The sequence below is a fragment of the Clostridium sp. CMCC3677 genome (assembly GCF_023845585.1).
In the GTDB taxonomy this organism is placed as follows: domain Bacteria; phylum Bacillota; class Clostridia; order Clostridiales; family Clostridiaceae; genus Clostridium; species Clostridium aquiflavi.
Genome location: NZ_JAMQHS010000006.1, coordinates 61630 through 82480, shown reverse-complemented (window position 1 = coordinate 82480; position 20851 = coordinate 61630). Strand labels below are relative to the sequence as shown.

The following is a 20851-nucleotide window of genomic DNA, read 5'->3' as shown; positions in this document are numbered from 1 at the left end:
GTATAAGAAAAGATTTAATGTAAAATATTTTAATTTATTTTAGGGGGAATAAAATTTTGAAACGAATAACTGGAATTTTACTAGTATTGTTTGTATTTATGAATCAAATAAGTGTACAAGCAGCAACACGGGAAAATATGCAACTTTCTATGGAAAATATAGAAGAAATTATAACTGAGTATAGTCCTGATTTAAAAATAATGAAGAATAATTTAAAAAAAGATAAAGAAAAGTATAAAGATATTTTAGATGAAATTGATGATAAAGAAAGCGAAATCAGTAGACTAGAAAATGATATTAGTAATTATAAAAATGTAGTTAAGCCTCAAGAGATAGCTGAATCTTCAGAGAGTAAAAAGGAAGATAAAGAAATTAAATTGAATGAGGATCTAAGGAGTGCCAAAAAAGAATTAGATTCATTAAAAGATGAAAAGCAAGCAGCAAAGCACAATTTAAAAGTATCTAATATAAGATATGAAAAGGATTTACAAGGCTTAATTGAATCAGCACAAAGACAGTATATACAATATGTAGACACATTATTAAAAAAAGAATTAAAGCAATATGAAACTAATTTTAAAAATAAACAAGTAGAAATAAATAATATAAAGTATGGTAATGGATTTATATCTAAAAAAGAGTATGAGAAAAACTTAGATGATATTACTGACTTTAATAATGAGCTAAAAGAAATACAGGTTAAAGAAAAAAACGAGTTAAAAGATCTATTATTTTCTTTAGGGGTTCCAAGTAATACAGGTATAAAAGTTGATACTAATATAAAAGGTGATCTTGATAAAATATCTAAAATAAATTTTGAAGAAGATTTAGATGATATGTTACTAAATAATATAGACCTAAAAATAAAAGATATGGAAAATCATAAAGCAAAAGATGACTCAGATATAAGTGATTATGAAATTAAAAATAATAAAATTTCATTAAGGCAGGAAGAAGAAAAAGTTAAAATAGAATTTCAAAAAAGATATAATAATCTTATTCTTTCAAGCAACTTGTTAAAAGCAAGCAATGATAAATTAAGTAGAACTCAAGATGATGCTTTAATAATGCAAACTAAATATAATTATGGATTTGCATCAAAGAAACAAGTGGATGAGTTAGAAGTTGGTTTAAATAATAAAAATCAAGATTTTATATCACAAGTAAATAATTTATACATGGATTATTTAAGCTATATGAAAATGAAAGATGGATATTAGAGTGGAGTGGTATAAATTATGAATAAAATAGAAATAAAAAATTTAAGTCCTAAAAATATTATTTCAAAAGTGAAAAATTCTAAAAAACGTATGAGTAAAAAAAAGATGGTTATGTTAGTTGTAGCTATTCTAGTTATTGTAGGAATTGCATTTAAGATGTTTTTTTCTAAACCTCCTAATGTACAAGCTCAAAATACTATTCTTAACAAAGCTAATATTGTTAATAGTATTAATGTTTTAGGTGAAGTAAAAAGTGAAAATTCTACAAATGTTTATACAAATTCAGGTAATATAGTCAAAGAAGTTAAGGTTAAAGTTGGAGATGAAGTTAAGACTGGAGATGTTCTAGCTATATTAGATACTGAAAAATTAAAAGAGGAAATAGAGCAATTAACAGAAACTTTGAGTGCTTCTGAGGCGAATGGTAAGTTAGATCTTGATAGTAAAAAAAGAGCATATGACAATATAGTTTACATAAATGAGAATAATCTTAATACAGATCTTATAAATGCAAACTCAATGTTAGAAACAGCCAAAATGACTTTAGAAGATGCAGAAAGATTATATCAATATAACAAGACAATTTTAGGCTATGGAGAGATATCTAATCAGGAATTTAAAAAATCAGAAAATGATTATAATAAAGCTAAAGATGATTATAACAAAGCTAATGTTGAGTTGGAAAATTCGAAACTAAAAATACAAGAAGATTTAAAAAATGCACAAAATAGCTATGAAAGCGCTAAAATAGCTTATGAAAATAAAAGTGAACGTGTTGCACTTGAAAATAAAAAGAAAGAATTAGATGAATGCACAATTAAAGCTTCAGTAGATGGAACTATCACTACTGTTAATGCAACTGTAGGAAGCCCAAGCACAGGAACATTATTTAAAATAGAAGATTTAAACAATTTGGTTATAAAAGCATCAATAAAGGAAGTCGACATTGCTAATATAAAAGTTGGTCAAAAAACTATAATAAAAACAGATGCAACGGATGATTTAGAACTTTTAGGAGAAATAAGTGAAATAAGTCCTACAGCTAAAGTTGATGAACCTACTGTAGCTACTGGTAATTCTACATCTAATAGTGGAGATGTTATTTTTGAAGCTAAAGTAAAAATTAATGAGATGAATGAAAATATAAAGATAGGAATGAAAGCAAAATTAAATATTATTTTGGAAGAAAAAAATGATGTTTATGCAATTCCTCATGAGAGCATAATTGAAAATGAAAATGGTCTAAGTATATATGTAGCTGAAGCACAAGAAGATAATAAATATATTATTAAAGAAGTAGCTATAAATAAGGGTATGGAATCAGATTTTAATGTTGAAATCTATGGAGATGAACTACAAGATGGAATGAAAGTACTTTCTGAACCAAGCAATTATACTGTTGGAAGTATAGTTGAACTAGGTGGAGGAATGGCTGAGCCCGTTGGAGGTGAGGTTATTGAGCAATAATATAATTGAAATGAATAATATTGTAAAGAGCTTCTATATAGGAACTGAGAATCAATTAGATATTTTAAAAAACATTGATATAAATGTAAAAAAAGGCGAATTTATATCAATAGTAGGGGCTTCTGGATCTGGTAAAAGTACTTTAATGAACATTATAGGAGCTTTGGACAGACCTACATCTGGAACTTATATATTAGATAGTACTAATATAAATGATATATCAGACAATGGATTATCAGAAATACGTAATAAAAAAATAGGTTTTGTATTTCAAACATTTAATTTAATACCAAGAAGTAGTGCACTTAAAAATGTTGAGTTACCAATGCTTTATGCAGGAGTGGATAAAAAGATTAGAATAGAACGTGCTAAAAAACTTTTAGAGCTTGTAGGAATGGAAGATAGAATTAATCATCTTCCAAATGAGCTTTCTGGTGGTCAGAAGCAAAGAGTGGCAATAGCTAGAGCTTTAGTTAATGATCCAAGTATAATACTTGCTGATGAACCTACAGGAGCATTAGATTCAGAAACTGGAAGATTAGTTATGGATTTATTTCATAAAGTACATGAAACAGAAGGAAAGACTATTGTATTTATAACTCATAATTATGAATTAGCATTAGAAACTGAAAGAATTATAACGTTGAAGGATGGAAAGATAATATCTGATGACTATAATAAGAATTATTCTAAGAAATTTCCAGATGGTGAAAAGTTATGTTTATAAAAGAAAATATAATGCTTGCCATAGCTGGAATCAAATCAAACAAGATGCGTTCTATTCTTACGATGCTTGGAATAATTATTGGAATTTCTTCTGTTATAGGAATAGTATCAATTGGTAATGCCATAACTTCATCTTTAACAAGTACATTAGCTAGCAATGGAGCAACAAATATAGATGTTTCCATCTCTCCTAAGAGTGAAGGAGAAGATGGAATGAGCTATGATTCAAATGCATGGGATAAAATGACAGAAGAAGATTGCTTTTCATTAGAACAGATTGATGAATTTAAAGAAAGATTTAGCAATGACATTGATAGTATAAGTGTATCTGAACATGGCGGATCAGGAAAAGCAAAAGAAGGATATTCATATGCTAATGTAAGTATTATGGGTGTAAATGACGGGTATAAAGATGCCAAAAATATAAAGCTATTAAAAGGTAGATTTATAAATGATAAGGATGTAAAAGGAAAGAGAAAACTTGCCGTTGTATCTGATAAATTTGTAAATAATATATTTAAAAAAAATATAGATCCCTTAGGAAAAGAGATTAAGGTATATGTAGGAGATGATATTAAAAGTTATGTAGTTGTAGGTGTATATAAATTTGAAGCATCACCTTTTGATGGAGGTAGTAGATCATCTGAAAAAGATATGCAAACTAATTTATATATTCCAGTAACTACATCTAAAGAATCTGCTAAGAACAAAAATTATTCATATTTTACTGTAAAGCCAAAGGCAGATGCTGATATAATGAAATTAACAAATGATTTTAGTAAATATTTTAAAAATCTATATAAAAATAATAAAAACTGGACAGTTCAGGTTCGTAATATGGAAAGTGAGCTAAAAGAAATGACTTCAGCTCTTGGAAAAGTATCTTTGGCTATTTCGGTCATAGCAGCAATATCATTACTTGTTGGTGGTATTGGAGTAATGAATATAATGCTAGTGTCTGTTACAGAGAGAACAAAAGAAATAGGTACTAGAAAAGCATTAGGTGCAAAAAGTTCTCATATAAAAATGCAGTTTATAGTAGAATCAGCTATAATATGTGCAATAGGTGGGACAATAGGAATAGTGTTAGGTATAGGGATGGGAATTATTACATCTTTAGTTTTAAAATCGCCAGTTGTTATATCTGTTCCTACAATATTAATTAGTTTTACGTTTTCTATGTTTATTGGAGTGTTCTTTGGATATTATCCAGCTAATAAAGCTGCGAAACTTGATCCAATTGAGGCACTAAGATATGAATAGATGTTAGTTGAAAGTTGATAGTGGAAAGTGGAGAGTTAAGGAAAAAATTCCTTATTGGAATTTTGAAATTATATTTTTAGAAAGTCTTAAAGATTTTCAACCAAAACTTTTAATTCTCAACTCTCCATTCTTAACTAAAAAAGGTGGCGTAGCCACCTTTAATTTATTATGCGATTATTAACTTGATAATTATAAATTGTCTTTGAAATCTGAGCTATTTTTTCTTCAGCATTTTCTAAATCTTTTGTATAAATTATAAATATGTAAGGGTTGTCTGGAAATACTATTGCTATATCATGTATGTATTCATTACTAGAACCTACTTTATGAGCAACTATGTTATGAGGGATATATTTATCTATTCTATCATGATAATCAGTAGATTTTAAAACATCAATTAAATGAGAGTAAGTTACATCACTTTTATTGTCATAAATATGCTTTAAAATTCTGAATTCAGTTTCTGGAGTAGTTATATTTTCATTATATGGTATTGAAATATTAAACATTTCATTAATTTCTTTTCTAACTTGATCATGTCCACCTAAATATGAACCAATCATATTAGTAGCAATATTATCGGAATTAATTATAGATAAATCTAATAATTCACTAATTGGAGTAGGAGGAATGTCACATAAATTTTGAAGTATTCCTGTCCCTTCTTCATAATCATCCTCTTTATAATCTAATTTTTTATTAAGTAAATTTTTATCTGTCTTATTTTTTTCATATGTCAATACATTTAATTTAACTTTATAAGTACTTGCAGCAATGAAAGTATTACTTTTATTAAGCTCAATATATTTATTATAGTTTAAATCATAGTATATAAATCCAACACGATCGCTATCAGATCCTAAATAAAAAAGGATTCTATCCTCAAGATTATATTTACTATCATTTAAAATTTTCAATTTTTCATTATCACTTAAAGTTTCATTAAATAAATCTTTGTTTATTTTAGTGCCAGTAATTAGTTTAGTAGGTTCAACAGTTTTAACATTTTCAATATTTTCTGTATTGGAGCTATGAGAATTATCACTATCAATATGAACTTTATCATAATTTTCATTATCTTCATTTGATTCAATGTTTTTAGCTTGTACTATGTCCTCGGATTGTTGTGGAAAATAATAAACGCAAAAAAACAATGTGATAATTAATACAGTTAAAATTAAAAATGTTACAAAATAATCCTTTAAAATCCTCATATTTTATCTCCTAATAAAAATGTTTCTTGTAAAAATTGTATGAAATATATAAAATGATGTCAATAAATTTTTTGATATTAACAATGATAGGAAGTAATATTAATAATATAGTAATAATTGAGTTACCACATTTAGTATAATATAACAACAAACGAAAATATCTTATAGTCTTGCTTAATTACATAAATTATATACTAAATTTATAATAAGGAGTGATATTGTGAATAAATATTCTAATTATTCTTTAAAATTAATTAATAAAATAAGTGAGGCAAAAGAAATAAGTTATTATGAACTTAAAAAGATTTTTTCAAAATATGAAAATGAAAAAGACGATAAAATGAATAAGAAATTTGATTTAGATATAGAATTAGAAAAGTTAGAAGAAAAAGGATTAGTAGCACAAGAAGATGGTATGATAATTTTTGAGGATGTTTAAAAAATATAATGTAATAAATGTTAATGTTATTTAAGCTATAAAAATACTTAAATTTTTTATAGCTTAAATTTTTTATTCTACAAATAAAAATAAGTTATAATTAAATTATAATAGAATTTGTATAATTGTAATTTAATTGGATTAAAATATAATATTGATAAAATAATAAATAAGTTAAAAATGAAAGTTGAGGAATGTTATATGGGTAAGAAGATGAAAAAAAATAAGAATGTCAATATATTACTTACTTTAGGTGCAATAACAGGAGTAGCAACAGCAGCAACTTTAGGATTAAATAAAGTTAAAAATAAAGCTAAAAATAAAATTTTTACAGAATCATTTGAATATATGAATAATGAAGGCAAAGATGTGTACTTTGTAGGTGGAGGTTTAGCTTCATTAGCTGGTGCAGCTTATCTTATAAGAGATTGCAATTTTGAAGGTGAAAATATTCATATTATAGAGGGTATGAAAATACTTGGGGGTAGTAATGATGGTGGAGGTAATCCAGTTAATGGATTTATATGTCGTGGTGGAAGAATGCTCAATGAAGAAACATATGAAAACTTTTGGGATCTATTTTCGAGTATTCCATCATTAGAGTTTCCAGGAAAAAGCGTTACTGAGGAAATTTTAAATTTTGATCATTTACATCCAACACATGCACAAGCTAGGTTAGTTGATAAAGATGGTGTAATACAAGATACAAAGAGTATGGGATTTAATAATGCTGATCGTATGGCACTTGGAAAATTAATGGCAACTCCAGAAGAAAAATTAGATGATATGACTATTGAGGAATGGTTTGAACATACACCACATTTCTTTGAAACAAATTTTTGGTATATGTGGCAAACAACATTTGCATTCCAAAAGTGGTCTAGTTTATTTGAATTTAAACGCTATATGGAACGCATGATATTTGAATTTTCACGTATTGAAACTTTAGAAGGAGTAACTCGTACAACATACAATCAATATGAATCAGTTATTATGCCATTAAAATCTTATTTAGAAGACTTTGGAGTAGATTTTAGTATTAATGCAACAGTAACAGATCTGGATTTTAAAGAAGGAGAAGAGATTACAGTTACTGCAATACACATAAAAGATTCGGAAGGAGAAAAAATAATTGAATTAAAAGATGATGATGTATGTATTATGACTAATGGTTGTATGACTGATAATGCAACATTAGGAGATTACAATACACCAGCAGAGTATAAAATAGATAACCCAATGTCGGCTGAACTTTGGGAAAAAATAGCTAAAAAGAAAATTGGACTTGGAAATCCTGAACCATTTTTTAAATATCCAGAGAAAACTAATTGGGAAAGCTTTACTGTAACTTGTAAAGGAAATAAATTATTAAAACTTATAGAGCAATTTTCTGGAAATATTCCAGGTAGTGGAGCATTAATGACTTTTAAAGATTCAAGTTGGCTAATGAGCATAGTTATAGCTGCTCAACCACACTTCAAAAATCAACCACTTGATACTACTATTTTCTGGGGATATGGATTGTACACTGATAGAGAAGGAGATTATGTAAAGAAACCTATGCGTGAGTGTACTGGAGAAGAAATCTTAATAGAGTTATTACATCATTTGCATTTTGAAGATAAAATTGATGAGATAAAAGAATCTATAGTTAATGTTATTCCTTGCATGATGCCATATATAGATTCACAATTTCAACCACGCAAGATGAGTGATCGTCCTAAAGTTGTACCTAATGGCTCAACAAATTTTGCAATGATTAGTCAATTTGTTGAAATACCAGGAGATATGGTGTTTACAGAAGAGTACTCTGTACGTGCAGCTAGGATAGCAGTATATACTTTATTTAATATAAAGCATAAAAAAATTTGTCCAATAACACAATATAAAAAAGATCCAAGAATATTAAAGCAAGCATTAAAAAAATCTTATAGTTAAATTTAGCTCTACTTTAAAATAATTATATATTTAAATGATAAAATATTAAGATATGTTTTAAATATGTGTGGATATATTTTGCGTATACATATATCCACACTTTGCTAAAACATAGCTTTTAGAACAAAATCGCTAAGGCGACTTTGGAGCCGTCGATTTTTTTAGCCATGCGCCCTTTCTAAACGCAGTGCAGGAATAATGGTGCGGCATATGATTATTTTTTATTCTTTAGGGGTACTCATAATACCTTTAAAACACATTATTTTAAAAGTTATCCACAAATTTTTTAATAATATAAATTCCTAAAGAATTAAAAACTATTTTGCAAATCCAAAATCTTCAAATGGATAGAAAATGAATTTGAATTTTCCTTTTATATGAGAGCCGTCAATATAAGGATTTTTCCAAAGTCGAGCATCATTTGAATCAGGACGATTATCACCTAAAAAGAAATACTTTCCCTCAGGAACATCGAATTCACCGGAGTAGGAATAATCTTTATTCTTTACATAATCTTCAACCAGTTCTTCACCATTAATAAATACAACTCCATTTTTAATTTTTATTTTATCACCAGGTAAACCAATTAATCTCTTTACTAATGTTAAATTAAGCTCATCAGATTGAAATACTATTATATCTCCTCTTGTAATACTAGATAGATTATTAACTCTAGTTACAAGTGCCTTGTTATCTTCATTTATAGTTGGAATCATAGAACCAGTCGGAACAAAAACACTAAAAAACATAAATTTATTTATTAAAATTCCAAGTATAAGAGCTATAAGTATAGGTATAAGCCAATCTTTTAAAAAAATAATTTTACTTGATATAGTTTCTTTTTTTATTTCTTCCATGATAAGTACCCCCGTATTTTATGTATAGTGCTCTAATTATTTTTCCATATTTTAACTAAAATATATCATTACATAATGTTATTGTCAAATTGTTTATGTTAAGGTGCTAAATTATATTTTGTAATCATATATTTTAATAATGTAATGTAAAAGTGTAGTTTGAATCGAATTTTATATTTGATATTAGTTAGTGCAAATTGATAATGTATTTAGTTAATGCTTTAGCAAAATAATATATACATCAGCAAAGTGAGAGGTATTAATTTAATATGTCAATACATATTTAAGACATAGCTTATCTTTAAAATATGATCTTAAAAATAAGTAAAGTTAGGGTGTAGAGTAATGGATAAAAAGGTTTCTGATTTCTATTCAATTTTAAAACAGGAAAAAGATAATATAGAGGAATTTAGTAAAATAATTAAGGCAAGTGGTGAATTAACTAAAAGAATCAACATAGTGATTGGTGAAATGAATGCTATAAAGCAAGATATGATGGCATTAGAAGAAAATATAAATGAGGAAAAAGTTAAAACTGAAAATATAGAAGATAAGATAAATTATATAGTAACAAATGAAATTAAGGACAATATGGATACAGTTAAAGAAATACTTGCACATAATTTACCTAAGGATGTGAAAGCAGAATTTGCTAAGAATTCATATGAAGAATTTAATAAAAAAGTAATAGATTTAATGAAGTTTAACAATATAATTGGTGAAGTTATTATTTATAGCAATAATAACAATGAGTTAAAAGTTAATGTAAAGCTGTGGGGAGGAGAAGAAAAAGTTCAAGAGTTTACTATAAAAGAAAAGTATAGGATATTTAAAGTTATATCATTTATTCATACTAATTTAAGTTACGATGAATAAATGATATTAAATGTGTATTTAAAGTAATTACATTCTGTAAATGATTACAAAAACAATGGAAGAGTATTAATATAAATGCTTGAAAAAAATATATATTAATATTATAATTTAAATAATAGGCTATGTTTAAAAACAGAGCCAAGTAATTAAATAATTATTGCCTAATGGCCATATATTTTTCAGTTTTTTGGTTTCAAAACGGGAGAATATATGGCTTTTTTTATTCTTTATGAAAGGAGATGAATATACACATTTACATAATTAGTTATACGTTAATGATAAAAATTTAAAGTAATTATTTTATATTACTGAAATTAAAAAAGGAGTTTATTATGAATTTATTTAAAAGTTCTTTATTTGTATTTTTAGGAGCTTGTTGTTATGGAGTATTATCGACACTAGTAAAATTAGCATATAATGATGGGTTTGTATTTAAAGATGTTGTTATGAGTCAATTTTTATTTGGATGGTTAACTATGTTAATCATAATGCTAATCTCATCTAGAAGAAATATTACGATAAAACAGTTCATTTCACTTGCATTAATCGGAATAAGTACATGTGCAACAACTGTTTTTTATTACTTATCTCTTGAAAGTATTCCAGCATCATTTGCTGTTGTACTATTATTTCAATTTACATGGATTGGAGTATTGATTGAATCCATAGTAGATAAGAAATTTCCATCAAAAATAAAAATATTATCTATTATAATATTATTTATTGGAACTATATTAGCTAGTGGGGTAATTAATAGTAATAACTTTAAGTGGAGCTTTAGTGGAATAATATTTGGACTTATGGCAGCGCTTTCATATTCTCTATTTGTATTTTTTAGTGGAAGAGTGGAAACTCAAATACCATCAGTTAATAGAAGCTTTTGTGTAACAACAGGAGCATTATTAGTTGCCTTTGCTATTTGTCCAAACTATTTCTCTAATGGATGTTTATCACAAGGAATATGGAAATATGGAATTATATTAGGCATATTTGGTGCTGTATTACCAGTGTTATTCTTTGCAATAGGGACACCTAAATTAAGTACAGGCCTATCAACTATTCTTGGAGCAGGAGAATTACCAGTAGCTATTATAGCGTCTATTGTTATTCTAAAAGAAGAGGTTTCTATGATAAAGTGGGTAGGAGTTATAATAATTTTAATAGGGGTTGCATTACCACAGTTAGTAAATTTAAAAAATAACAATTCAATAAAATTTTCTAAGGAACCTAATACTAATTTGTCATAAAATATAATACTAATTTTAAATTAGGTTCTGTTTTAAATTAAATAAAAATAGTAGTTTCTAATAGTTAGAAGCTACTATTTTTTTATAAATAAGTTAGTTAATGATTATTTATATTCAGATTTTTTATCTATTTCACCAACACTTTTAATTAATTCATCTTCACATTTGTCATCTAATTTTTTAAAGCTTGATTTTAAGGAAATCCATTTTATAGCTTCAAAATAATCATGACTTTCAATTAAACCTTGATTCAATAAAACCATTAAACTATCCTTAAAATCTGCAGTATCTCTAGTGGAAAGCTTATCACCATGTTTTCTTATAATACCCATAATATCTAATTTACCATTATTTTTATAATCATGACTACTTATATTAATATTTAGCGCTTTTTCTATAATTGATATAGCAGTTTTTGCTTCATTAGATATATTGTTTTGAGTTTTTAATTGATTTACTATTTTATTTGATTTATTTAGAAAGTCAACAAAATTGGAATCTTTAAGCTTATTCAATTTATTATTAATATTTAAAGAATTATCAATATTAGAATTGGTAGTTTTCATATTTATAAATTCCATACAAACACTTTCTTTCTATAATAGTTTTTAATATTAAGCTATATTTTAGAATATTATTATATTTATATTATCGAATTAGTTTAAGGAAACTTTATACATTATTACAAAATTTTCCTGAAAAATTATAGATTTTATTAATCTATACTGTTCTTAGGTTATATAGTGTAGAATAGAAATAGAGAAAAGATTTCAATGATATTGTATATTAAAGAATAATGTTTATATTCTTTACAAATTGTTATACTTGTAAAAATATTTAGTTGTGTTAAAATATTTTATTATACCAATAAATGGAAAATGATATTAAAGTGAATATATTTGAATTTAGAAGAGAGATTATAAATATATATTAAAAATAATTATATGTTATTAGTAAATAAAATTTTAGAACTAGTATATACTTTATTAAAAGATATGAATAAATGTTAGCTGTAAGATAAATTTACAATAAAAATAGGGGGAAGAAGAATGGAGTACATGGTTAATAAACAATTAGGATGTGTGGATGTAATTTTGAAAAATGGATTATTTAGAAAAACATCTTATGGAGATTGTATTTTCAAATCAGAAAGTGGAGAAATAGATAAATTTACAAAGACTGCTAATATGACAGATGAAAAATATAATGAAGAATTTATGAAATTTTGCAGTAAACACAATGTTAATGGTAAAAAAGTTTTGGAACTTTTAGAATAGAAATATTATAATATAATCACATAATTTAGAAAGTAAAAATACATTTAAGTAATTTAAAGCAACTTAAATGTATTTTTATTTATGAAAGAAGGGTGTATATGGAATTAAAAAAATCAATAGAAGAAGATATAAGTAATATAATGAAAGTTATTAATGAGGCACAAATATATTTTAAAGAACAAAAAATAAATCAGTGGCAAAATAATTATCCTAACATTGATACAATAAAAGAAGATATTAAAAATGATTATTCATATGTATTTTTAAAAGATAAACAAATTGTTGCTACAGTAGCAATTTCTTTTGATGAAGAAAAATCATATGATACTATTTGTGATGGCAAATGGATTAGTAATTGTAAATATGCGGTTATTCATAGAATGGCTGTAAATAACATGTATAAGGGGGAAGGGATAGCATCTAAAATTATTAAAAATATAGAAAAAATTTGTTTAAATAAAGATATACATAGTATAAAAATAGACACACATATAGAAAATAAACCTATGCAAAATTTACTTAAAAAGAATAACTTTCAGTATTGCGGTATAATATACTTAGAAGATAAAAGTGAAAGAATAGCTTTTGAAAAGGTAATATAAAATAAAATTTAATATTGATTGGGAGCATTAAAATTATGAAAAGAATTTTATCTAAAAAAGAAAAAGTTTTAACAAAACAATTGAAAATTATTAGTAAAAAAGAAGAAAATTTATTAGTAGAACAGAAAGAAAGCTTTTTAAATAAAAAAATATCACCATATAAGAATAAGCTAGAAGAAAAAATTCCAGATAAACTTGAAGAAACTTTGCAATTAGCATTTGAAAAAGGTTTTAATATTGTTTTTAAAAAAGGTGTAAAAATTATTGAAAAAAGTTTTGATAAAGAGAAAATAAATGAAGAGTTTAATATAGATGATTATGCTGTAAATATACAAACTAATAAAAAGAATATAAATAGAATTGATAAAAAAACAAATAGAAAAGTATTTTTAAATAAATCAATAGGTGTATTAGAAGGCGGAATACTAGGAGTTTTAGGTATAGGTTTACCTGATATTCCAATTTTTATAGGGGTTATATTAAAAACTATTTATGAAATAAGCTTAGGATATGGTTTCCACTATGATAATGATGATGAAAGAATATATATTTTAAACGTTATTTCTAGTGCTATGACTACAGGAGAAGAAAAAAGAAAATATCTTGAAGAGATTGATAAAGTAGGAGAACAAATAAATAATGGGATTAAAATAGAACATAGTGTAGACGAATTAATTAATGAAACATCTAAAAAAATGGCATCTTCAATGCTGACAAGCAAATTTATACAAGGATTACCTATAATCGGTGTTGTAGGTAGTTTTACTAATTATAAAACTATAAAAGATATTAGTAAGATAGCTAAAGTTAAGTATAAGAAGCGATATTTAAAAAAACTTAAATAGTTAAATAAGTATATATAAGAACTCTATTGATTGGATAGGGTTCTTTTTATTTGTATTATGTTTTATAAAACACAGTCTTATTTTAAAGTAAGAGACCTTCAGACGCTGATAATTAAATAGCGAAAGGAGGTGTAATATTATAATGGTTGAAGAAATGAATAACAAAATCTTAAAATTAAGACAAGCTTTGCAAAAACTTATAAGTGAAGAAAACAATTTATTAAATCCTAAAGTTATTGCAGCTAGTCAAGAACTTGATGAAGTTCTAAACGAGTATAATAAATTACTCAAAGAACTAAAAAAGTAAAGTGAAAAAGGGGAGGAATACTTCTTATTCCTCCTTTTATATATTTATAACTTAAAGTACATAAATAGAGAAAATATTATTGCAAAAAAATATATTAAGTATAATTTTTTAATAGAAAATAATTTTTTGATAATAAATTTCTAATAAGTGCAACATTTTCCTGAGTAGAATTGTTTTATAAGTGAAGGAGATGATTAAAATGAAAATAACAAAAAGAATTTTAGGAAGCGCTATAGCCTTAACAGTTCTTATGGGAGTGCCACAATATGTATCTGCCAATGTACTAACTACATCAGATAATGTGGCAGCAACAGAAAGCCAAGAAGTATTTAATATGCCAAAATTCTCAACAGCATGGGGAAGCGTAAAGGAGAAGGGTAATAAGCAAATTCATATTAAAAATTCAAGTAACATGAACAATGATATGATATTAAATATATCTGATGAAACTAAGATAATAGATGCAGTTAGTGGATTACCAGTTGCTATTAATGATATAAATATAAATGATGATATTTATGCATATACTAGCCCAATAATGACAATGAGCTTACCACCTATAACTACGGCAGAAGCTATTATTGTTAATATACCCCAGGATTTTAAAGTTCCTAATTATATGGAAGTTCAGGATATAAAGAAAAATGATGATGGAAGTATAACTGTTACAAGTGATGATGGATTACTACAAGCAACATTAAATAAGGATACGAATATATCTCCTTACTTAACAAGAAATATTGTAACTATGGATAATATTGAGGTTGGATCAAAAATATTTTTATGGACAAAGTATAATCCAAATGAACCTCAAACTTTACAGCTTCCAGAAAAGGTAAATGTAGAAAAGTGCTTACTTATGCCTTATGAATATAGTGGACTAATTAAAGCTTCTGCAGATAAGTTAAGTGTTAATGGGGAAGATATTAATTTTAAAGCTAGTGAAGCTCCATTTATGGAAGGTGAAACATTAATGCTTCCATTAAATTTAGTTTCAAAAAAACTTGGATATGAAGTTAAACCTTTTAATAAAACAACTATGCTTAACATTACAAAAGAAGGTTTTAAAACTTATACTGTAGCTATTGATAGCGAGATGTTAGAAACAGAAGATACTGGGTATTATTTAAGAAATAAAACAATGGTAAAAAATAATACTATATTTGTAAGTTCAGAATTATTTAACTTAGCTGAAAATGCTAAGGTAGTAGTAGAATAGTTTAATAAGGATGTGTTTTAGTATTGTGTTCAAATATTCATAAACAATTTGGATGAGCAGTTAAAACACAGGTTATATAAAAATAAGTATATAAAAAAATAAGTATATAAAAAATTCAGTATATAAAAAATTTAGTATAATAAGATTACAATTTCCAAAATAAATATTAAAAAATAAATAAAAAATTTCTAAAATAAATAATAAACATTAAAAACAAATAAATAATTTCTAAAATATAATATGAATGTAAGTTTACAAGAATATAGTCTATGATACAAAACTATTTGTTAGTATCATAGACTATATTTTTTTGTTTATATATAGTTTATTTTAAAAATAATATAAATTTCTATTTTAATAGATATAAAAAACAATATATTAAAAGTTTTTTAATATGTGATAAAGTTACAGAAAAATAAAGGTTTATCTAATAAAATGAAAAAAGATAAACTGATCTGTACACAATGAAATAGAAATTTTAATTTAATATAATATGTAAATTGGGAGGAATTCTAGTGAAAAAATTTTTAGAATTATGGAAAAAATATTCATTTATAATGTTAATAGCTTTTATAATATTAGGACTAATTGATTTAAGATTTGCTTTGTTAGCTATTATATGTATGGTTGCACCTATAATTGTTTCTGTTGCTAAGGGGAGATTTTGGTGTGGTAATTTATGTCCAAGAGGAAATTTTTATGACAATGTAGTTTCTAAATTTAACAATAAAAGAAAAGTACCTAAATTTTTAAAATCTTATTATTTTAGAGCAATAGTAGTTGTTGTTATGATGTCTATGTTTGGTATAGGAATTAAACAAAACTTAGGAAATTTATATGGTATTGGCATGGTATTTTATAGAATGATCGTTGTAACAACTTTAATAGGAATAGTATTATCTTTATTCTATAATCATAGAACTTGGTGTCATTTTTGTCCTATGGGAACTATAGCATCAGTTATATCAAAATTTAGGAAAAACAAAAAAGTATTGCAAGTATCATCTTCATGTGTATCTTGTAAAATATGTGAAAAAAAATGTCCTTTAGGAATAGTTCCTTATGAATATAAGGGGGATATTTTAAGTCATCCTGATTGCATACAATGTGGACAATGTGTAACAGTATGCCCTAAACAAGCAATAGGATATGATAAAATCACATTAAAATAGAAATATAATTAAAATAAAAGGTTAAAATAAACTATACGTAAGTTAAGTTTATTTTAACCTTATTTTTGGGTGTTTAATAAAAAGTGTTATTATTTTATTTTTGTCAGATTTTAGTTTGTTTTAAAATAGGAGGTGATATATACAATCATTGAGGATATTTTGTTTATGTATATATCACCAATTTTAAAATTTAAATTTCTGGTTCAACAGATTTTTTAGGATATAGTGTTGTACCCCATATTGAGAATGTTCTTTCTTTTACTAGTGGGATATTTTGAGCATCTATAACTTGTCTCCACCATTCCCATGCAAGGCCTGTACACTCCCATGCTTTAACGGAAATATTTCTAGCATTTCCTTTTAGATATATTTCTGTATTAAAGTGAGCAGTTTTATCTTTATCACTTCCAGACCAAATCTTATGCTCTATTATTTCATTACCATCTTTATCATAGCTAACTTCATCCCAAGTTACTTCAAATTGAGCAACATAAGCACCACTATGATCAAGAACAATTTTACCATTAGTATATTCTGTTGATGTTGTTTCAATATACTCTGTTTTATTATTTACACTAGCAATTCTATTATCTTTTAAGAATGTACTTGTGTATGAAATAGGATAGCCAGGATTTTTAGGACTATATACTGAATTGTTTTGTATTATATTTTGTATTTCATTAAAATCTTTAGTAACTACTTTGTTATGGGCTTCAGCACCACCACCAAGAACTGTAGCTGTAAATGAACTTTGCTCTAAGATATCTTCATATTCTGTGTTACCACTGATATCTTGGTTAGAGACTAAAGCTTTAAATGCTGCTTTAACATTTGCACTCTTAGATGTAGTTTCAAGTTTTACATAAATTGTTCTACCATAAGCTACATTAGAAACATATGCAGGTGGATTTTCGTTATCTACACCTTTTAAAGCTAATTCATCAAAGCGTACATTGTCGCCAAATAAGTCAGAAGGTTTTTCAGGCGCATCTACACTAACTGTATAGAATATTTGTTTATATGCAACAACCATAGCTTGTTTTTCACCTTTAAATATAGAATTGAAATCTATATTTAATGCTTTGTCTAAAATTTTGAAATTGCAACCAAACATTGTAGATAATTGAGATTTACTATATACCATAGCATCAGTATAGCTCATTCTTGTGGGAATAGTATATTTAGATGCGTATTTTGTATTCCAAGTATCTAATAGAGAATTTATTGAAGAATTTACAGTAGAGTATGTTGGTGAATTAACAACTTTACTACCATCATCACTCATTCCAGGTAAGTCAACACTTATAGTTATTGGTTTTCTTTTACAAGAAATTATATCTGGTTTGTTTTCTACAAGATTTCTATTTGCAAGTTGAATAGCACCAGGGTAAGTTCTATCGTTAATTGAGTCTATTATTGAAATATCTGCAGTAGAGTCAGATATACTTTTCTTTTCTCTTTTTACTACAATATATTTATTTGGAGTATCAAAACCTTGAGCAGGCACAAAGCTATCAACGCTTTCACCTTTTGAAGATAGTATCTTATCAGGGTTATATGATAAGCCATAGATATTTTTATCGATATCATTAATTTCATTTTTTAAAGTATCTCTTATAAGAGGTATATCTTCTATAATTGGTTCCTCAATAGATTTGATAGGATCAACTATAGGATTAATAGTAATGGGGTTAATAGCTTGTACAGAATCTGTATTTAGTAAGTCACCATCTGTTTGTGTGTCCTCATCTAATACGTTTTTTTCAGATAAACTATTATCTGTTTTATTATCTGATACAACATTTTTTGTTTCATCACTAATATTTTCAGTAATCACATTTTTATCTGTAGTTTCTTTTGCAGAATTATCTTCTGTTATTCCTGATAGAAAAACATTGTTATTAGTTTTAAAATCACTAATATATGCAAATCCATTGATAAGCATAACTGCTAATAATCCTTGTGCAAATGACTTAAGAAGTTTTTTAGTAGTTTTCATTTAATTTTCCCCCTTTTTTGTATAGTTATAATATTTGGTGCTGGTTATTTATACGGACAAAAATCAAGAAACTTTAGAAAAAAAAGAGAAAACAGAGGATAAATACCAATTAATATATTGCATAGGCTTTATAGGACGATATATTTTTAAACATTACTACTAATAATTAAAATAATAAATATAGTATTTTATAGTAATTTAATGTGATTAAGTCACTTAAGTATTATAGAAATACAAGTATAATAAAATTAACAAATACAATTATAATATGTTTTAAATATGATAGGAGGCTTTATTATGGCTAAAATTATAAATAGCAGAGAATTTATGGAAAATGTAGAAAATACTAAGGGAGTAGTAGTGGTTGACTTTTTTGCAAATTGGTGTGGTCCATGTAAGATGTTAGCACCTATCTTTGAAGAAGTTAGTAACGAATTTAATGATAAGGCTAAATTGTTTAAATTAGATGTAGATGAAAGTGGAGAAGTAGCACAAAAATACGGAGTTTTTTCTATTCCCACAATGATAATATTTAAAGATGGAAAAGCAGTAGAAAACTTAACTGGATTTATGCCAAAAGAAAATATAACAAATAAATTAAAGGCTTATTTATAAAATGTTTGAAGGAATAACCTCTGTAAGTAATGTGAGTTATTTATTAGTATTTTTTGAGGGGATAGTTTCATTTCTATCCCCTTGTGTATTACCTTTAATACCACTTTACATTGGGTATTTAGCAGGAAATGCTAAAAAACAAAATAATGATGGTACATATACTTATGAAAGAAAAAAAGTATTATTTCACACTATATTTTTTGTACTAGGAATTTCAACAGCTTTTTTCATATTAGGAATTTCATTTACCACAATAGGAACATTTTTTAATAATAATAAAATGATTTTCACTAAAATTAGTGGAATTATAATAATTATTTTAGGTTTATTTCAAATGGGAATTTTTGAATTTAAATTTTTGCAAAGAGAACGTAAATTAAAAATAAACTTAAATGGAAAGAAGGTAAATCCCTTAATAGCTTATATAATGGGATTTACATTTAGCTTTGCATGGACACCTTGTGTTGGTCCAGCATTATCATCAGTTTTAATTCTTGCATCAAGTGCTAAAGATGCAGCTATTGGAAATTTATTGGTTTTAATATATTGCTTAGGCTTTGTAATACCATTTTTAATATTAGGTCTTTTTACAACTCAAGCTTTAAATTTTATAAAAAATAATAAAAATGTTATGAAGTATACAATAAAAATAGGTGGAGTCCTAATGATAATTATGGGAGTAATGACTTTTACAGGATGGTTAAATAATGTTACAGGTTATTTAAATCAAGTAGGAAGTAATGAAAATACTAAATTAACCTCAGAAGAAAAAGAAGAAATTAAAAGAGAAGAACAATATATTAAAGAATCAGAAGAAAGAAATAATTCTAATAGTACAAATTCAAGTAATGAAGATATAGAAAAGGAACCTTTGCAACCATCATTTGATTTTACGTTAAAGGATCAGTATGGAAATGTTCATAAATTATCTGATTATAAAGGTAAAACTGTATTTTTAAATTTCTGGGCAACATGGTGTCCGCCATGTCGTAGGGAGATGCCTCATATAGAAGAGCTGTATAAAGAATTTAATTATAATAAAGATGATGTTATTATCTTAGGATTAGCTCAACCAGGTGGAGAAGAAAAGGACATAGAAGGAATTAAACAATTCTTAAATGAGCAGGGATATACATTCCCAGTAGTTTTTGATGAGAGTGGAGAGGTATTTAATAATTATAGAATAATGTCTTTACCAACTACATTTATGATAGATAAAGATGGAAATGTTTATGGCTATGTAAATGGTGCTTTAAGCAAGGAACAAATGAAAAGCATAATAAATGAAACTAAAGAAAATAGATAGAAAAAAATTAATATTAAATTTAAGATAAGCTATAGGACATTTTGTTTTAAGGTTAAGGGAATTATAAGAAAAATCAAACAATTTTTGAAAAAGAATCTAAGGATATACAGGAAGTTTATATTATATTGTCCAATTATCAACTATATATTTAAGTGAAATTTTTAATTATAATAAGGTCATGAAGTTGAGGAACATAAAACAAGTAACAACTTCAAAATTAAAAATAGTAATTTTTTAAGTTACTAAATTTAAATTAAAAGGG

20 protein-coding genes are annotated in these 20851 nt (G+C 25.7%); 16 read left to right on the top strand and 4 right to left on the bottom strand.

Annotation, left to right across the window (positions count from 1 at the left end):
- The first annotated feature begins 56 nt into the window (after positions 1 to 56).
- Genes NG901_RS08745 through NG901_RS08730 form a run of 4 tightly spaced genes read left to right on the top strand, consistent with a single transcriptional unit; the run spans position 57 to position 4676 of the window.
- Positions 57 to 1220: a coiled-coil domain-containing protein gene (locus NG901_RS08745; protein WP_252213685.1), complete on the top strand. Its 1164-nt coding sequence runs from the start codon at positions 57 to 59 to the stop codon at positions 1218 to 1220.
- 18 nt (positions 1221 to 1238) lie between these two features.
- Entirely contained in the window at positions 1239 to 2687 is a 1449-nt protein-coding gene (locus NG901_RS08740) for an HlyD family secretion protein (protein ID WP_252213683.1), read from the top strand.
- Positions 2677 to 3414: an ABC transporter ATP-binding protein gene (locus NG901_RS08735; RefSeq protein ID WP_286674011.1), complete on the top strand. Its 738-nt coding sequence runs from the start codon at positions 2677 to 2679 to the stop codon at positions 3412 to 3414. The genes NG901_RS08740 and NG901_RS08735 overlap by 11 nt, the downstream gene beginning before the upstream one ends.
- Entirely contained in the window at positions 3405 to 4676 is a 1272-nt protein-coding gene (locus NG901_RS08730) for an ABC transporter permease (RefSeq protein ID WP_252213681.1), read from the top strand. The genes NG901_RS08735 and NG901_RS08730 overlap by 10 nt, the downstream gene beginning before the upstream one ends.
- A gap of 158 nt (positions 4677 to 4834) precedes the next feature.
- On the opposite strand, the gene NG901_RS08725 is transcribed toward NG901_RS08730, so the two are convergent.
- Positions 4835 to 5890: a serine hydrolase gene (locus NG901_RS08725; protein ID WP_252213679.1), complete on the bottom strand. Its 1056-nt coding sequence runs from the start codon at positions 5888 to 5890 to the stop codon at positions 4835 to 4837.
- Between the two features lie 220 nt (positions 5891 to 6110).
- Here NG901_RS08725 and NG901_RS08720 point away from each other — a divergent pair, with 220 nt between their 5' ends.
- Positions 6111 to 6329, top strand: coding sequence for a DEAD/DEAH box helicase (locus NG901_RS08720; RefSeq protein WP_252213677.1), 219 nt, complete (start codon positions 6111 to 6113; stop codon positions 6327 to 6329).
- Between the two features lie 201 nt (positions 6330 to 6530).
- Positions 6531 to 8267 carry an oleate hydratase gene (locus tag NG901_RS08715; protein ID WP_252213675.1) on the top strand — a complete coding sequence of 579 codons (1737 nt, stop codon included), beginning with the start codon at positions 6531 to 6533 and terminating at the stop codon, positions 8265 to 8267.
- A 317-nt stretch (positions 8268 to 8584) separates the two neighbouring features.
- Here the strand turns inward: NG901_RS08715 and lepB are convergent, their stop codons facing one another.
- Positions 8585 to 9124: a signal peptidase I gene (gene lepB, locus NG901_RS08710; protein ID WP_252213672.1), complete on the bottom strand. Its 540-nt coding sequence runs from the start codon at positions 9122 to 9124 to the stop codon at positions 8585 to 8587.
- Positions 9125 to 9469: 345 nt separating this feature from the next.
- Between lepB and NG901_RS08705 the strand changes: the two genes are divergently transcribed.
- Positions 9470 to 10000 carry a hypothetical protein gene (locus tag NG901_RS08705; RefSeq protein ID WP_252213670.1) on the top strand — a complete coding sequence of 177 codons (531 nt, stop codon included), beginning with the start codon at positions 9470 to 9472 and terminating at the stop codon, positions 9998 to 10000.
- Positions 10001 to 10332: 332 nt separating this feature from the next.
- Positions 10333 to 11247 (top strand): EamA family transporter, encoded by a 915-nt coding sequence (locus NG901_RS08700; RefSeq protein WP_252213668.1) that lies wholly within the window; start codon positions 10333 to 10335, stop codon positions 11245 to 11247.
- A 104-nt stretch (positions 11248 to 11351) separates the two neighbouring features.
- Here the strand turns inward: NG901_RS08700 and NG901_RS08695 are convergent, their stop codons facing one another.
- Positions 11352 to 11828, bottom strand: a complete 477-nt coding sequence (locus NG901_RS08695) for a hypothetical protein (protein WP_252213666.1) — start codon at positions 11826 to 11828, stop codon at positions 11352 to 11354.
- A gap of 468 nt (positions 11829 to 12296) precedes the next feature.
- Between NG901_RS08695 and NG901_RS08690 the strand changes: the two genes are divergently transcribed.
- The 6 genes from NG901_RS08690 to NG901_RS08665 all read left to right on the top strand — a co-directional run bounded on the left by NG901_RS08690 (position 12297) and on the right by NG901_RS08665 (position 16669).
- Positions 12297 to 12524 (top strand): hypothetical protein, encoded by a 228-nt coding sequence (locus tag NG901_RS08690; RefSeq protein ID WP_252213664.1) that lies wholly within the window; start codon positions 12297 to 12299, stop codon positions 12522 to 12524.
- Positions 12525 to 12622: 98 nt separating this feature from the next.
- Positions 12623 to 13126 carry a GNAT family N-acetyltransferase gene (locus NG901_RS08685; protein ID WP_252213662.1) on the top strand — a complete coding sequence of 168 codons (504 nt, stop codon included), beginning with the start codon at positions 12623 to 12625 and terminating at the stop codon, positions 13124 to 13126.
- A gap of 35 nt (positions 13127 to 13161) precedes the next feature.
- Positions 13162 to 13971 (top strand): EcsC family protein, encoded by an 810-nt coding sequence (locus tag NG901_RS08680; RefSeq protein WP_252213660.1) that lies wholly within the window; start codon positions 13162 to 13164, stop codon positions 13969 to 13971.
- A gap of 142 nt (positions 13972 to 14113) precedes the next feature.
- On the top strand, positions 14114 to 14278 hold the full coding sequence (locus tag NG901_RS08675; RefSeq protein WP_252213658.1) for an aspartyl-phosphate phosphatase Spo0E family protein: 165 nt from the start codon (positions 14114 to 14116) through the stop codon (positions 14276 to 14278).
- Positions 14279 to 14477: 199 nt separating this feature from the next.
- Positions 14478 to 15497 carry a stalk domain-containing protein gene (locus NG901_RS08670; protein WP_252213656.1) on the top strand — a complete coding sequence of 340 codons (1020 nt, stop codon included), beginning with the start codon at positions 14478 to 14480 and terminating at the stop codon, positions 15495 to 15497.
- A 515-nt stretch (positions 15498 to 16012) separates the two neighbouring features.
- Positions 16013 to 16669, top strand: a complete 657-nt coding sequence (locus NG901_RS08665; protein ID WP_252213653.1) for a 4Fe-4S binding protein — start codon at positions 16013 to 16015, stop codon at positions 16667 to 16669.
- A gap of 190 nt (positions 16670 to 16859) precedes the next feature.
- On the opposite strand, the gene NG901_RS08660 is transcribed toward NG901_RS08665, so the two are convergent.
- Entirely contained in the window at positions 16860 to 18668 is a 1809-nt protein-coding gene (locus NG901_RS08660; RefSeq protein WP_252213651.1) for a thiol-activated cytolysin family protein, read from the bottom strand.
- 297 nt (positions 18669 to 18965) lie between these two features.
- Between NG901_RS08660 and trxA the strand changes: the two genes are divergently transcribed.
- Together trxA and NG901_RS08650 are read left to right on the top strand one after the other, a co-directional pair.
- Positions 18966 to 19283 carry a thioredoxin gene (gene trxA, locus NG901_RS08655; RefSeq protein ID WP_035785593.1) on the top strand — a complete coding sequence of 106 codons (318 nt, stop codon included), beginning with the start codon at positions 18966 to 18968 and terminating at the stop codon, positions 19281 to 19283.
- A gap of 1 nt (position 19284) precedes the next feature.
- The gene (locus tag NG901_RS08650; protein ID WP_252213649.1) at positions 19285 to 20589 is read left to right on the top strand and encodes a cytochrome c biogenesis protein/redoxin; all 1305 of its coding nucleotides are present in this window, start codon (positions 19285 to 19287) and stop codon (positions 20587 to 20589) included.
- Positions 20590 to 20851 lie beyond the last annotated feature (262 nt).